We start from the raw sequence: 13,868 nt of genomic DNA, 5'->3' as shown, positions 1-13,868 counted from the left end.
GATCAGGCCTCCACGATCTCGCCGTAGGTGTCGGGCCGGCGGTCGCGGTAGAACTGCCAGTCGTCGCGCATCTGCTGCACGAGGTCCATGTCGAGGTCGCGGATGAGCACCTCCTCGTGCTCCGACGAGCCGACGGCGCCCACGTGGTTGCCGCGCGGGTCGATGACCTGGCTCGTGCCGTAGAAGGTGACGGCATCCTCGCCGTACTCGTTGTCCTCGCGGCCGACCCGGTTCGGCTGCAGCACGAAGTAGCCGTTGGCGACGGCGGCGCAGGGGCCCTCGACCTCCCACAGGCGGTTCGAGAGGCCCGGCTTGGTGGCGTTGGGGTTGAAGACCATGTGCGCGCCGTTCAGGCCCAGCTCGCGCCATCCCTCGGGGAAGTGCCGGTCGTAGCAGATGTACATGCCGACCTTGCCGACGGCGGTCTCGAAGACGGGGTAGCCGAGGTTGCCCGGGCGGAAGTAGAACTTCTCCCAGAACTTGTCGAGGTGCGGGATGTGGTTCTTGCGGTAGCTGCCGAGCACGGTCCCGTCGGCGTCGACGAGCACGGAGGTGTTGTAGTAGACGCCGGTCTGCGCCTCCTCGTAGATGGGCAGCACGCTGACGAGTCCCAGCTCCTTGGCGAGCGCCGCGAAACGCTGGACGATGGGGCCGTCCACCGGCTCGGCGTAGCGGTAGTACTTCTGATCCTGGGTGATGCCGAAGTAGGGGCCGTAGAACAGCTCCTGGAAGCACACGACCTCGGCGCCCTGCGCCGCGGCATCCCGCGCGAACTGCTCGTGCTTGTCCAGCATCGATGCCTTGTCGCCGGTCCAGGTGGTCTGCGTGATCGCGGCGCGTACCGTCGTCATGGTGCCCTCGTTCCTCCCGGGCCGTCGTGGCTCGATTCCGTCGCTGCCGACGGGAGAGGGCCCGGTTCTGTTACTGTCGCGCCTGAATATTTCTCCACGATTTCCACGAGTGACACCGCCGTAAATTGGGGGCCCATGATCCCGCCCGACTCCTTCGTGGAGCGCACGTCGGCCGGCCTGGCGGCAGAGATCGCGCGGCTCGTGAGCGACGGGACGCTCGCACCGGGGGAGCGACTGCCCACGGTCCGCGACGTCGCCGCCGCCCTCGGGGTGTCGACGGGAACCGTCGCGTCCGCATGGCGTGCGCTCGCCGACGCGGGAGTCGTGTTCTCGCGCGGCCGGGCCGGGACGTTCGTCCGCGCCGAACGGCGGGAGTGGCTGAGTCCGCGCGTGCAGGGGATGTCGGCCGCCCGCGTCCCCGGCGCCCCGCGGGGCCTCGGGGCCGGGCGCGACGTCGCGGCGCTGCGCCTCGACCTCTCGCTCGGCACTCCGGACCCCGCGATGCTCCCCTCCATCGAGCGCGCGCTCGCCCTCGCCCGGCCGCGCGCCGACACCGGGCGGTACCACGACCTCCCGGTGCTCCCCGACCTTTACGACGTTCTCCGCGAGCAGTGGCCCGTGCGTGGCGTCGAGGAGCTCACCGTCGTCGACGGCGCCCTGGACGGCATCTCGCGCACGCTCGATCAGGTGGTGCGCTTCGGCGACCGCGTCGCGGTCGAGTCGCCCGGGTTCCCCTACTTCTTCGATCTCATCGAGGCCGCCGGCGCGGTGCCGGTGACGCTCGAGTCCGACGCCGACGGTGTGATTCCGGCATCCCTCGCCCGTGCTCTCGCGCTCGGCCCCTCGGCCGTCCTGCTCCAGCCGCGCGCGCAGAATCCGACCGGAGTGTCGATGTCGTCCGAGCGCGCACGTCGACTCGCGAACGTGCTCCTGAGCGTCCCCGGCGGCACCCGCGTCACGGTGATCGAAGACGACCACTCCGCCCTCATCGCGAGCGCGCCGCCGGTGACCCTCGCGCTGTGGCTCCCGGCCCAGGTCGTCCACGTGCGCGGATTCTCGAAGTCCCACGGACCCGACCTGCGCATCGCGGCCCTCGGCGGACCGTCGGCGATCGTCGATCGGATCGTGCGACGGCGCATGCTCGGCCCCGGCTGGACGTCGCGGCTCCTGCAGTCGGTGCTGTTCGAGCTGCTCACCGACCCGCGCTCCACGGCGCCGGTGCGCACAGCGCGCCTGATCTATCGCGACCGTCTCGACCGTCTGGCCACAGCCCTCCGCCGCCTCGGCATCGACGTCGGCGACCCCGACGGCATCAACCTCTGGATGCCGGTCCGCGACGAACGTGCCGCGCTCGTGCACGCGGCTGCCGAGGGCATCGGCATCGCTGCCGGGTCTCCGTTCGTCGTCGACCCGGAGACCTCGCCGTGGGGCGCGGACCGTGTGCGGGTGACGGCCGGATCGGTCGTCGAGAACGTCCGGCTCGTCGCCGAGGCGCTCGCCCGCGCGGCCTCGGCCGCACCGCTGGCGTAGACGCGTCAACCCCGGAGTCGATGTCGGTGGGGACTTCTAGGGTTGAACGCATGACCGTTCCTTCTGTGCAACTCAACGACGGAAACTCCATCCCCCAGCTCGGCTACGGCGTGTTCCTCGTGCCCGCCGACGACGCCGAGCGCGCCGTGTCCGAGGCTCTCGAGGTCGGCTACCGCCACATCGACACCGCCGCGATCTACAAGAACGAAGAGGGTGTCGGCCGCGCGATCGCCGCGAGCGGCATCCCGCGCGACGAGCTCTTCGTCACGACCAAGCTCTGGAACGACCGGCACGACGGCGACGAGCCGCTCGCCGCGATCGACGAGAGCCTGCAGAAGCTGCAGCTCGACGCCGTCGACCTGTACCTGATCCACTGGCCGACGCCGAAGAACGACAACTACGTCCACGCGTGGCAGAAGATGATCGAGATCCGCGACGCCGGCAAGGCCCGCTCGATCGGCGTCTCGAACTTCCTCGTGCCGCACCTCGAGCGCATCGTCGCCGAGACGGGCGTGACCCCCGTGGTCGACCAGATCGAGCTGCACCCCGCCCTCAGCCAGCGCGAGATCGCGGCGTGGGGTCAGGAGCACGACATGCACATCGAGTCGTGGGGGCCGCTCGGCCAGGGCAAGTACGACCTGTTCGAGATCCCCGCGGTGAAGGATGCCGCCGAAGCCCACGGCAAGAGCCCCGCCCAGGCCGTACTGCGCTGGCACATCCAGCACGGCTTCATCGTGTTCCCGAAGTCGGTGCGCCGCGAGCGCCTCGAGGAGAACTTCGACCTTTTCGACTTCGAGCTCACCGCCGACGAGATGGCCGCGATCGACGCCATCGACCCGGGCGACGGCTCGGGCCGCGTGGGCACGCACCCCGACGACCTGAACTGACCGCGGGCGCCCCGCGCGTATGAACCGCCTCGCGAACGCCTCGAGCCCCTACCTGCGGGCCCACGCCGACAATCCCGTCGCGTGGTTCCCGTGGGGGCCCGAGGCGTTCGCGCTCGCGGCCGAGAGAGACGTCCCCGTGATGGTCTCGATCGGCTACAGCACCTGTCACTGGTGCCACGTCATGGCGCGGGAGTCGTTCGAGGATGCCGAGACCGCCGCCCTCCTCAACGACGGCTTCGTGTCGATCAAGGTCGACCGCGAGGAGCACCCCGATGTGGATGCCGCCTACCTCGACGCCGCCTCCGCCTTCACCCCGCACCTCGGGTGGCCGTTGACGGTGTTCGTGAGCCCCGAGGGTCGCGTCTTCTACGCGGGCACGTACTTCCCGCCCGTGCCCCGGCCCCCGCAGCCTTCGTTCCGTCAGGTCCTCGCCGCGGTCCGCGAGGCGTGGACCGAACGGCGGAGCGACGTGGATGCCACCGGCTCCTCGCTCCGCGACGCTCTGGCCGCGGCGGCCACCGCTCCGGCAGACGCGCCGCCCACCCTCGAACAGCTCGCCGCCGCCGCACGCACCGTGGCCGCCCGTGAGGACCGCGAGTACGCCGGCTTCGCGGCGGGTCCTGCGTTCGAGACCCCGAAGTTTCCCAACACCCCCGTGCTGAGGTTCCTGCAGCACCCCGCGCTCGCGTCCGAGGTGCCGGATGCCGCAGCCGTGGCATCCCGTGCCCTCGCCGCCATGGCGGCATCCGATCTGCACGACACTGTCGAGGGCGGTTTCTTCCGCTACGCGACCCGCCGGGACTGGAGCGTGCCGCATTACGAGCGCATGCTCACCGACAACGCCGGTCTCGTCGAGGTCGCGCTCGCCGCGTCCGACGAGGCGACGGCGACGGATGCCGCGCGATTCCTGGTCGACGTTCTGCAGCTGCCGTCCGGCGGGATCGCCGCGGCACAGGACTCCGAGTCCATCATCGACGGCAAACGCTCGGAAGGCGGGTACTACCGGGTCGCCGACCGCTCGGCGCTGCAGCCGCCCGCCCTCGACGCCAAAGTGGTCACCGGCTGGAACGGCCACGCGATCGCGGCGCTCGCCGCCGCCGGAACGCGCACCGACCCGCGCTTCCTCGAGGCCGCCCGCTGGGCGGCCGACGCCGTGCTCGAGAGCAACGTCGCCGACGACGGGACGCTCCGCCGCGCCTCGCTCGACGAGATCCGCTCCGCCGCCCCCGCGACGCTCGAGGACTACGGCGGGCTCGCCCGCGGTCTGCTCGCCCTCGCGCGGGCGACGGGCGAAGTGGCCTACGCCTCCCGGGCGCGTGCCCTGATCGACGCGTGCCTCGGCGACGACGGCATCCATCCTCCCGGTGGGGGAGACCCGGTGCTTCTCGCGCAGGGGATGCAACCGCACGGCGTCCCGAGCGACGGCGCCTCGCCCTCGGGGCCGTCAGTCTTCGCGGCAGCCGCCCTCGATCTCTGGCGTCTCGGTGCGGGGGAGCGGTACCGGACCGCCGCCGAGACGCTCGTCCGCGCGGCGGCGGACGGCGCGTTGGCGACGCCGCTCGCGCACGGCGCGATCCTCGAGGTGGCCGTGGGACTGGCATCCGCCCCGCGTCAGGTGGTCGTCGTCGGAGAGGCGGATGCCGAGATCGCCGACGCCGCGCGACGGGTCGCCGCCGACGTGGTCGCGGTGGTCGCACCGGAACAGGCCGCGGCGTTCGCCGAGGCGGGCTTCGCGCTCTTCGAGGGGAAGACCGCGCTCGGCGGCGAGGCGACGGCCTACGACTGCCGCGCGTTCACGTGCGCGCTGCCGACGACGGATGCGGCGCGGCTGGTCTGACGCGCGCGGCCGGCGATTCCTCGCGCGGTTCGTGACCCGGTGTCTGCTCGACGCCGCCGGCTTCGCGGGACCACCGGCCCGGCTCTGCGCCTCGTAGATCCGGAGAGGGGCGCCGGATCCGGATGCAGAACGCGAGATGGTCCGGTTCTGCGGCCGTTCTCCGGATCTGGCGTCATGCGCCGCGCCACCCGGTACGCGCGCGCAGCGCCGCCACGGACTGTCGAGCCACGAGGGCGAACACCGGATGCCGCCCGCCCCGCCCGCGGGTGAAAATGCCCTCCGCGCGCCGCGGAACGACGCGGAGCACCGCGGAACCTGGGAAAACCTGATGCCTAATCTCTGCGGAGCCTGAGTCGGCAGGCGACGTTCTCCGCCACGTCGGGCGGTCTCCGCGGGGTGGGCATGCGCTTCTCTTCTCGTTTCTGGCTGGTCTCCGTGCTGGCCACGGTCTCCCTGGTGATCGGCGTGGCCGTCCCGCTGGATGCGGCGATGGCGGTCGCGCCGGCGACCGTCCGGCCCGCGGAGGCCTCGCGAGAGGACACGCCCGCTCTCCCCTCGACCGATGAGACCGCCCCCGTTCCTCAGCTGCCCGAGGGGTCTTTCGCGATCCCCTTCGACAAGACGCTGCCCCGCGACAGCACCGAGGTCATCCCGGATGTGACGTCGCCGCCCGTCTCGGACGCCGTGGCCGAGTGGGAGAAGCGCTCCGTCGACACGTCTGGTCTGCGCCGCATCGACGAGTCCGAAGATGCCACGCGGTACACGAACGCCTCCGGGTCGACGGTCACGCGCGTGTCGTCCGAGCCCGAGCGTGCGCGGGACGACAACGGCGAGTGGGTCGATGTCAACACGTCCGTCTCACGGGATGGTGACGACTGGACCGTGCGGGACCACCCCCTCGCTCCGGTCTTCCGCGGTGGGCGCGATGACGCGCCGTCCGTGGAGGTCTCGCGCGACGGGCACGACGTGTCGTTCGCGCTCCTGGGCGCGGAGGCGGGCGAGCTCGCCGCTCCGTTCTGGTGGTGGGACGACTGGGAGGAGCTCACCTACCAGGACGTCTTCGGAAGTGCCGACCTCGAGTACCGCGTGGAATCGGGGGCGGTCAAAGAGTCTCTCGTTCTGGATGCCGTGCCGACGAAGCGCTCCTCGTGGACCTGGCGGATCGACGCGGGCTCGTTGATTCCCTCCTTGGGCGACGCGGACTCGGTGATCTTCACCGATACGAGCGGCACCGATGTGCTGATGATCCCGACGCCCATCGCCACCGACTCGAGCGGGGTCGAGGGCGAGCGCGAAAACGTCAGTACGGCCCTCAAGGTCTCGCTCTGGCAGGCGAGCGACGGATCGTGGCGGTACACGCTCCGCGCAGATCGGACGTGGTTGAGCGACCCGGCGCGTGTGTATCCCGTCCGCATCGACCCCACGGTGATGACGCCGAACGGTGCGTCGGCTTACAAATCGGACGGAACGGTGTGGCGAGGCAGCCAGATGGTCGGAAACACCCGCGAGGGCGGGCGAAACCGCTTCTGGCGATCGGTGGTCGCATTCGACTACGGGGCGATTCCGGGGAAGTTCATCGCGGCGGCGAACATCGGTGTCGGATACGACAACCAGGGCACCACGTCGATGCAGACGGGGTGGGTGCAGCACGCCAGCAGCTTCTCGTACAACGGGATGGGGTCGCACCTCGGCAACTACAACCTTTCCACGGGCTGGGCCGATGTCGAGGGTGACGGTGTCGCCGCGCGCCTGGCGAGCAACCTTCGAATCGGTGACCGCCCGGCGTTCATGATCGGCGGCTGGGAGGGGTCGTCGTACTCCTTCAAGCGTGTGCAGTCCGACCTTTGGGTCGAGTCGTGGGATTACCCGTCGGTGTGGGGTACGCGAGTCGGAGATGGGTGGACGGGGATCGGCCTGGCACCGATCCTCGGGGTCTCATCGACGAACCCCGGCGGGCGGCCGCAGCAGTATGCGTTCGAGCTCGCCACCGACCCCGGGATGACGAACATCATCGCCGCGCGCAACTGGGAGAGCGGTCAGCAATACCAAGTGCCTGCGGGTCTCCTGCGGACCGGCACACCGTACTACTGGAGGGTCTCGCTGGTCGACGACCTCAATGGGCTCTGGGGGCAATCGACCTATCGCCAATCACCGACCTACACCTTCACGACGAACGCCGTTCCGTTGCCGGACGCCGCGACCGCGACGCCCGGCAGTGCGGTGACCGAGACGCCGACCACGGTGACCACGCTCACGCCGACCCTGAGCGTCGGTGCTGTCTCCGACACGGACGCCACGGGCGGGGCGATGACCTACCAGTTCAAGATCGCCACAGGCCAAGACGCGCGGTCCGGTGCGGTCGTGACGTCGGGGTGGATCACCGCAGCCGATGGTGTGGCCTCGTGGACGGTGCCGCAGGGTACGCTCCAAGACGGCGGTGTCTACTCGTGGACAGTGACGACCAATGACGGCCAAGACATCAACACCGAGAACGGGTGGGTCCGTCGCCTTCGCACCGACTTGAGGCTCGGTTCCTCGGGTCCGTCTCCCTATGACACAGCCGGCGCGGTGACGACGAACCTCGCCAACGGCAACGTGAATGTGTCCTTCGCGTCTCCGACGGTCCAGACACTCGGCGGCGCTATGGGCATGTCGTTCACGTACAACTCGCAAGAGGTGGCCGATGCCAATCGCGGGTTGACCGGCGAGTACTTCGACGCGCGGTCCGGCGGCGTTGCTCCCTCTGCCCCCAGCGGATACGTCTTCACCGACAAGACCGCGGCTCTCGTCCGTACAGACCCCGCGGTCTCCTTCCGTTGGGGTCTCGGGGCGCCGACCGACGCGCTTCCCGTCAACCATTTCCTGGCGCGGTGGACCGGCTTCCTGACATTGCCCTCGGCGCTGGTCGGCCGGGAGATCCGGTTCGGCGCATCGCACGACGACGGCATCCGCGTCTTCTACGACGGTCGCCAGCAGTTCGAGCGGTGGCAGGGCGGTGCGTGGGTCACTGCGGCGGGCTCCACCGTCACCGCGAGCGGCGGCGCCAAGCCTCTGCGCGTGGAGTACTACGAAGAGACGGGCGACGCCCATGTCGACCTCTGGATCGAGTACACCCCCGAGGGGGCGTCCACGCCCACCCGTATGACCATTCCGCCAGACTGGTTCACCAAGCGGGTCACGACTCTGCCGCAGGGCTGGGGTGCCTCCGTTCCCTTGGCGGGGGCGTCGTCGAACTGGGTCTCCGCGCAGATCACCGACGCCTCGGTCGTCCTCACCGACACGACGGGCAAGGCCCACACCTACACGAAGGCCTCCGCGGGCGGCTACACCGCCCCGAGTGGGGAGTACGGCGTTCTCTCGCTCGACGGCAACGGCTGGGTCGTCTTCACCGATGAGGACGGCACCGTCTATCACTTCACGAAGGAGGGCCGCGTGACCTCGGCCACGCCTCCCGAAGATGTTCGGAAGGCCGCGGCCCCGCAGAGCATCCTGAACGCCAACGGCGTCGCCATCGAGGTGGTCGACCCGGTGTCGAAGAGCGGCGACCAGTACACCCGCAAGGTCTCTTTCACCTACCAGACCGGTGACCGCTCCGCCTGCCCCGAACGGCCGGGCACGGGGTTCGCGAAGGCCCCTGTCGACATGCTGTGCCGTATCTCGTACCCGGACGGCTCGGAGTCTCGGCTCTTCTACAACGGCAACGGTCAGCTTGCGGCAATTCTCGACCCGGGCGACGAGCTGACGCTTTTCGGTTACGACAGCGCCGGCGGATTGCTGAGCCAGATCCGGGATGCCGCGGCCAACGACAGCATTCCCGTCCCGGTCGCGGCGGGTGCCGCCGACCCGGGTACGACCTCGATCACCTACGACGGTTCGCGGGCCACGGGGGTGACCCTGCCCGCGCCCGACGGCGTGACGACGTCGGAGCGGCCGTCGCGCACCTATTCCTACGGTGATGGCCGCACCACGGTCTCGATCGCGGGTCTCCCGGGTGTCTCGCAGACCGTGACTTTCGACGCGGCGTGGCGCCAAACGGCATCCACGAGCGCGATGGGCGTCACCACGAGCCAAGAATGGGACCCGGCGAAGGACCTCGTGCGTCGGACGACGGATGCCACGGGGCTCGTGTCGACCCGCGTGTACGACCGCACCGACCGCCCGGTGGCGGTGTATGGCGCGGCACCGACGGCCTGTTTCGCCTCCGACGGGCGGCCCGTCGGACAGCCACTTGATGCGGGCGGCTGCGGAATCGTCCCGGCATCGAGCAGCACCGTGTACGACGGTGGGCTGAACGGTCTGCAGGCCGCGTACTACTCGAACACCGAGAAGCTCTCGGGCAAGCCTGAGGCCTACAGTCTCGGCATCGCGGGCCTCACCGGAGGGGCCGTCGACAGGGACTGGGGAACGAATGCACCGATCGCGGGGGTGTCGAGCGATCACTGGTCGCTGCGGTTGACCGGCCTCATCACCTTCCCTGAGGCGGGCACCTACCGCCTCCGCACGACGAGCGACGACGGCGCGCGGGTGTGGCTCGACGACGTGCTCATCATCGACCGCTGGGGCGCACCCGCCGGCACCGATGGCACGAGTGCCGCTTTCACGGTCGCTGCGGGAGACGTACGCCGTATCCGGATCGAGTACTTCGACATCGCCTCGTCGGCGTTCCTGCAGCTGAAATGGGCAACCCCGTCGAACGGCGCTTACGTGATCGTTCCCGGCGCGCAGCTCCGACCCGACTATGGACTCGTGACGTCGAGAACGGTCGACGATGCCACGACCGTCGCAGGGGCGGCGGCACCGTCGATGACGACCGCGAATGCGTATGCCGACCCCGTCGTCGGGCAGGTGACCGAGAGCACCGTCGACCCCGGTGGCCTGGCGCTGAAGAGCACCGCGTCGTTCGAGCAGCTCAACGGTGCCGGGTGGTTGCGGCAGAAGTCGAAGGCCCTGCCTGCCGCTGCCGCATCCGGCTCGATCACGGATGCCAAGAGCACGACGCGCGCCTACTACGGCGACGCGGAGCAACTGACCGAGGACACCTGCGGCGTGCCCGCTGGAACGCGCCAGTTCGGGATGCTGAAGTCATCGACTGGGCCGACGCCGGCGAGTGGTCCCGCGGTCATGACCTCGTACGTGTACGACGTCATGGGTCGTACGGCCGGCACGCGTGTTACGGGTGACGAGGCGTGGTCGTGCACGACGGTCGATGCGCGCGGGCGCACCGTGAAGGAAGTCTCGGTCGGTGGCGCGGGTGTCGCGACCGATACGGTCACGACCTCGTACACGCCGACTCCGACCGGTCTGACGGTGACGGTCACGGGAACACCCATCGCCAAGTCGAGCACCTCGGCGACGACGACCCGGACCGACCTTCTCGGTCGCGTGGTGTCGTACACCGACGTGTGGGGCGTCGTGACGATCCCGGTCTACGAGTCGCTGACCGGACGCGTGCTCCGGGTGACGACCGCGGGACCGGGTGTTCCGTCGTCGACGACGGCGTTCGCGTACGACCGTGACGGCAAGACGACCACGGTGACGTTCAACGGTCAGGTGTATGCGGCGTCGTCGTTCGACGCGAAGCAGCGGATCGCGCAGGTGTCGTATCTGAGTGGTTCATCGCTGGGTGTGGCCTGGGATGACAAGCGCGGCACGATCGGGTCGCAGACCTGGTCGTTCCCGGCATCCGCGCCGATCACCGACGAGGTGACGCGGTCGGTGGCGGGTCGGGTCGTGCGGGAGCGGATCTCGCAGGGGGGTCGGGTCTTCGAGTCGACGTATGGGTATGACGCGGCGGGGCGTTTGGTGTCGGCGCGGATTCCGGGTCATGAGTTGTCGTATGAGTTCGCGTCGTCGGGTGGGTGTGGTCCGAACACCGCGGCTGGTGCCTCGGGGAATCGGACGCGGTCCGTCGATCGGTATACCGCGCCCGGGTCGTCTGCGGCTCTCGTGTCGACGACGGACTATTGCTACGACTGGGCGGATCGTCTGCTCTCGAGCAGTGTGTCCGGTGCGGTGCCAGGGGCGTCGTCGGTGTCGGATGGGGTCAGCTCTGGTGAGCTCGCGTACGACGCGCGGGGGAACACGACGCGGCTGGCTGATCTGTTGATCTCGTATGACGCCGACAACCGGCATGTCGCGACGAGTACGGCGGCGGGGTCGAAGGTCTCGCTGGTGCGGGATGGTTTGGGTCGTGTGGTGTCGCGGACGGTGGATCCGGCGGGTGATGTTCCGGCGGTGACGTCGCGGTATGTGTACGCCGGGGCGGGTGACAGCCCGTGGGCGGTGGTGTCGGGGGATGCCGCAGCGACGGTGTTCTTGTCACTGCCGGGTGGGGTGACGGTCGATGTTCCCGCGTCGGGTGGGGCGTCGTGGTCGTATCCGTCGTTGCAGGGTCACACGCTGACGACCGGTGATGGTGCGTCGGCGTCGGGTGTGCAGGTGTACGACCCGTTCGGGCAGCCCCTCGCTCCTGTGACGTTGGCGGTCGGGACGGCCGCGGCGAACGATGCGGGTGCGGTGAACGGCACGACGGGGTGGCACCAGGGTGCGCAGAAGCTGACGGAGTCGGTGGACTCGGCGCTGCTGGTCGAGATGGGTGCCCGGTTGTACGTGCCGGCGTTGGGTCGGTTCTTGCAGGTCGACCCGGTCGAGGGTGGCGTCGACAACGACTACGTCTGGCCGACCGACCCGATCGGCAAGAACGACTTGACCGGGCGGGCATGGTGGGAGGAGTGGGGGCGTGCAATCACTGATTCTGCGGTCGGAAAGGCAGCGCTCTTCGCCTGCGGGTTCATCCCGGGATGGGTAGGCGCTGCATGCGGAGTAGTCGAGACCGTTGCGTATCTGGCACAGGGACGGATTGGCGAGGCCGCAGTCGCGGCAGTGGGAGCGGTCGCTAGCACTGTAGGTGTGAGCGGTGTTCTAAAGGCGGCGGCATCAACAATTAAGGCGACTGCGAGAGCGCGTGTCGTCAATCAACTCGGTTCCTTTACCGGGCGTGGGTTATATCGCCGGACCGTTCGATCGGCGAACTTCCAGACTGAATTGCCTTTGACTGCGGCAGCGAATGTGGCCGTTAATGCCGCAGGAGACGCTCTGCGCCCAGAATCCTCCAAGTGGACGAGCAAGCGAATACGAGATGCCTTCATGAGAAGATGGGTTCGGTGAATCGTGAGCAGAATAGCAATTCCGGGATCTGCTCGCGGGGCTCGTGTCGCCGGTATGTCTTACGGGCTCACCTTCTCGACAGCCACCATCCTGGGTACAGCTGGCGGACGTTTGCCAGAAGGAATGGTGGGGGTGGGCACTTTCGCGCTGGTCTTAACGATCTACGCGATATGCGCTTACTGGATGCTGCGACCATGGTTTATGGGCGTTTTTATAGTCCAGGATGTTGTAGTGGTGCGTAGCTGGGTTCGCGATTATCGCGTCCCCTTGGCGGATATCGAGAGAGTCTCGACCGAGCCGTATCTTGGTTTGGCTGCTGTGGGCGAGGTGGGATGGTTGCCGTTTGTGGGACCCATCTCGATTTTGCGTTTCGAAGAAGTGGGCGAGAGGGGTAAATCCTTTCCGAGCACGGTTGGGAGGTTGCGAACCGTGCTCCGAGTGGCGCGGATGATTCGTGATGCCCATTCCACGTCTGAATCTCGATCTGGCTCGGTTGGGGAGTGACCACAAGTGGTGTGGGCCCGGGGTCGTCGCAGATCGTGGATGAATTCAATGCTGACGAGATCACGTATGGTGTGCGGGGCAACACGACGCGTTTGTCGAATCTGTTGTTCTCGTGTGAGGCGGAGAACCGTCACATCGGGACGCGGACGTATGCCGGGTCGGTGATGTCGCTGGTGCGGGATGGTTCGGGTCGTGTGGTGTCGCGGACGGTGGATCCGGCCGGTGATGCGCCGGCGGTGACGTCACGGTACGTGTACGCCGGGGCGGGGGACAGCCCCTGGGCGGTGGTGTCGGGGGATGCCGGCGCGACGGTGTTCTTGTCGCTGCCTGGTGGGGTGACGGTCGATGTTCCCGCTTCGGGTGAGGCGTCGTGGTCGTATCCGTCGTTGCAGGGGCACACGCTCACGACCGGGGATGGGGCGTCGGCGTCGGGTGTGCAGGTGTACGACCCGTTCGGTCAGCCCCTCGATCCTGTGACGTTGGCGCTCGGTACGGCCGCGGCGAACGATGCGGGTGCGGTGAATGGGACGACGGGGTGGCATCAGGGTGCGCAGAAGCTGACGGAGTCGGTGGACTCGGCGCTGCTGGTCGAGATGGGCGCCCGGTTGTATGTGCCCGCGTTGGGTCGGTTCTTGCAGGTCGACCCGGTCGAGGGCGGCGTCGACAACGACTACGTCTGGCCGACCGACCCCATCGGCAAGAACGGTCTGAGCGGAAATGCGGAGGAATGGCGCGGATGGCTCGCCGGTGTCATCACTGTCGCTGGCATCGTCGCTAGGGTTGCGGCAGCCGTCGCGTGTGGGGTGACCGTTGTCTGCGGGATCGTTGCTGGAGCGGCTATTGGTGCTGTCGCGGCGGCAGGAGGCTATGCGGCGCAAAACGGGGGTACCTCCCGGTTTTCCTGGAGCGGACTAGGCTCTGCTGCACTTGAGGGCGGTGCAATCGGGGCGCTTAGCGGTCTCCCCGCCTCCGCGGGACTTAAGGCACTCGCTCGTTCCTCTGGAGCGACTCGCCCCTTCACGATAGGAAGTCGGTCCTATCGGCTGCATTTCGATCAAAAGCCGCATTCGATGAAAACCTAATTCCGCGTGG

The 13,868-nt window shown here is 68.6% G+C and carries 6 protein-coding genes; 5 read left to right on the top strand and 1 reads right to left on the bottom strand.

Features of this window, described 5'->3' with window-relative positions; genetic code table 11:
- Positions 1–2: 2 nt before the first annotated feature.
- On the bottom strand, positions 3–851 hold the full coding sequence (locus tag AB0O24_RS01265; RefSeq protein ID WP_275799779.1) for a nitrilase-related carbon-nitrogen hydrolase: 849 nt from the start codon (positions 849–851) through the stop codon (positions 3–5).
- Positions 852–986: 135 nt separating this feature from the next.
- Between AB0O24_RS01265 and AB0O24_RS01260 the strand changes: the two genes are divergently transcribed.
- From AB0O24_RS01260 to AB0O24_RS01240, 5 genes are all read left to right on the top strand, one after another.
- Positions 987–2,381 carry an aminotransferase class I/II-fold pyridoxal phosphate-dependent enzyme gene (locus AB0O24_RS01260; RefSeq protein ID WP_363371951.1) on the top strand — a complete coding sequence of 465 codons (1,395 nt, stop codon included), beginning with the start codon at positions 987–989 and terminating at the stop codon, positions 2,379–2,381.
- Between the two features lie 50 nt (positions 2,382–2,431).
- Positions 2,432–3,268: an aldo/keto reductase gene (locus AB0O24_RS01255; protein WP_307385722.1), complete on the top strand. Its 837-nt coding sequence runs from the start codon at positions 2,432–2,434 to the stop codon at positions 3,266–3,268.
- Between the two features lie 19 nt (positions 3,269–3,287).
- Positions 3,288–5,105, top strand: coding sequence for a DUF255 domain-containing protein (locus AB0O24_RS01250; RefSeq protein WP_363371948.1), 1,818 nt, complete (start codon positions 3,288–3,290; stop codon positions 5,103–5,105).
- 402 nt (positions 5,106–5,507) lie between these two features.
- Positions 5,508–12,272 carry a PA14 domain-containing protein gene (locus tag AB0O24_RS01245; RefSeq protein WP_363371947.1) on the top strand — a complete coding sequence of 2,255 codons (6,765 nt, stop codon included), beginning with the start codon at positions 5,508–5,510 and terminating at the stop codon, positions 12,270–12,272.
- Between the two features lie 539 nt (positions 12,273–12,811).
- On the top strand, positions 12,812–13,858 hold the full coding sequence (locus tag AB0O24_RS01240; protein WP_363371944.1) for a hypothetical protein: 1,047 nt from the start codon (positions 12,812–12,814) through the stop codon (positions 13,856–13,858).
- Positions 13,859–13,868 lie beyond the last annotated feature (10 nt).

The sequence above is a fragment of the Microbacterium sp. NPDC086615 genome (assembly GCF_040686055.1).
Classification (GTDB): domain Bacteria; phylum Actinomycetota; class Actinomycetes; order Actinomycetales; family Microbacteriaceae; genus Microbacterium.
Note: the sequence above shows the minus strand (reverse complement) of the source record. Positions and strands in the feature narration are given on the sequence as shown.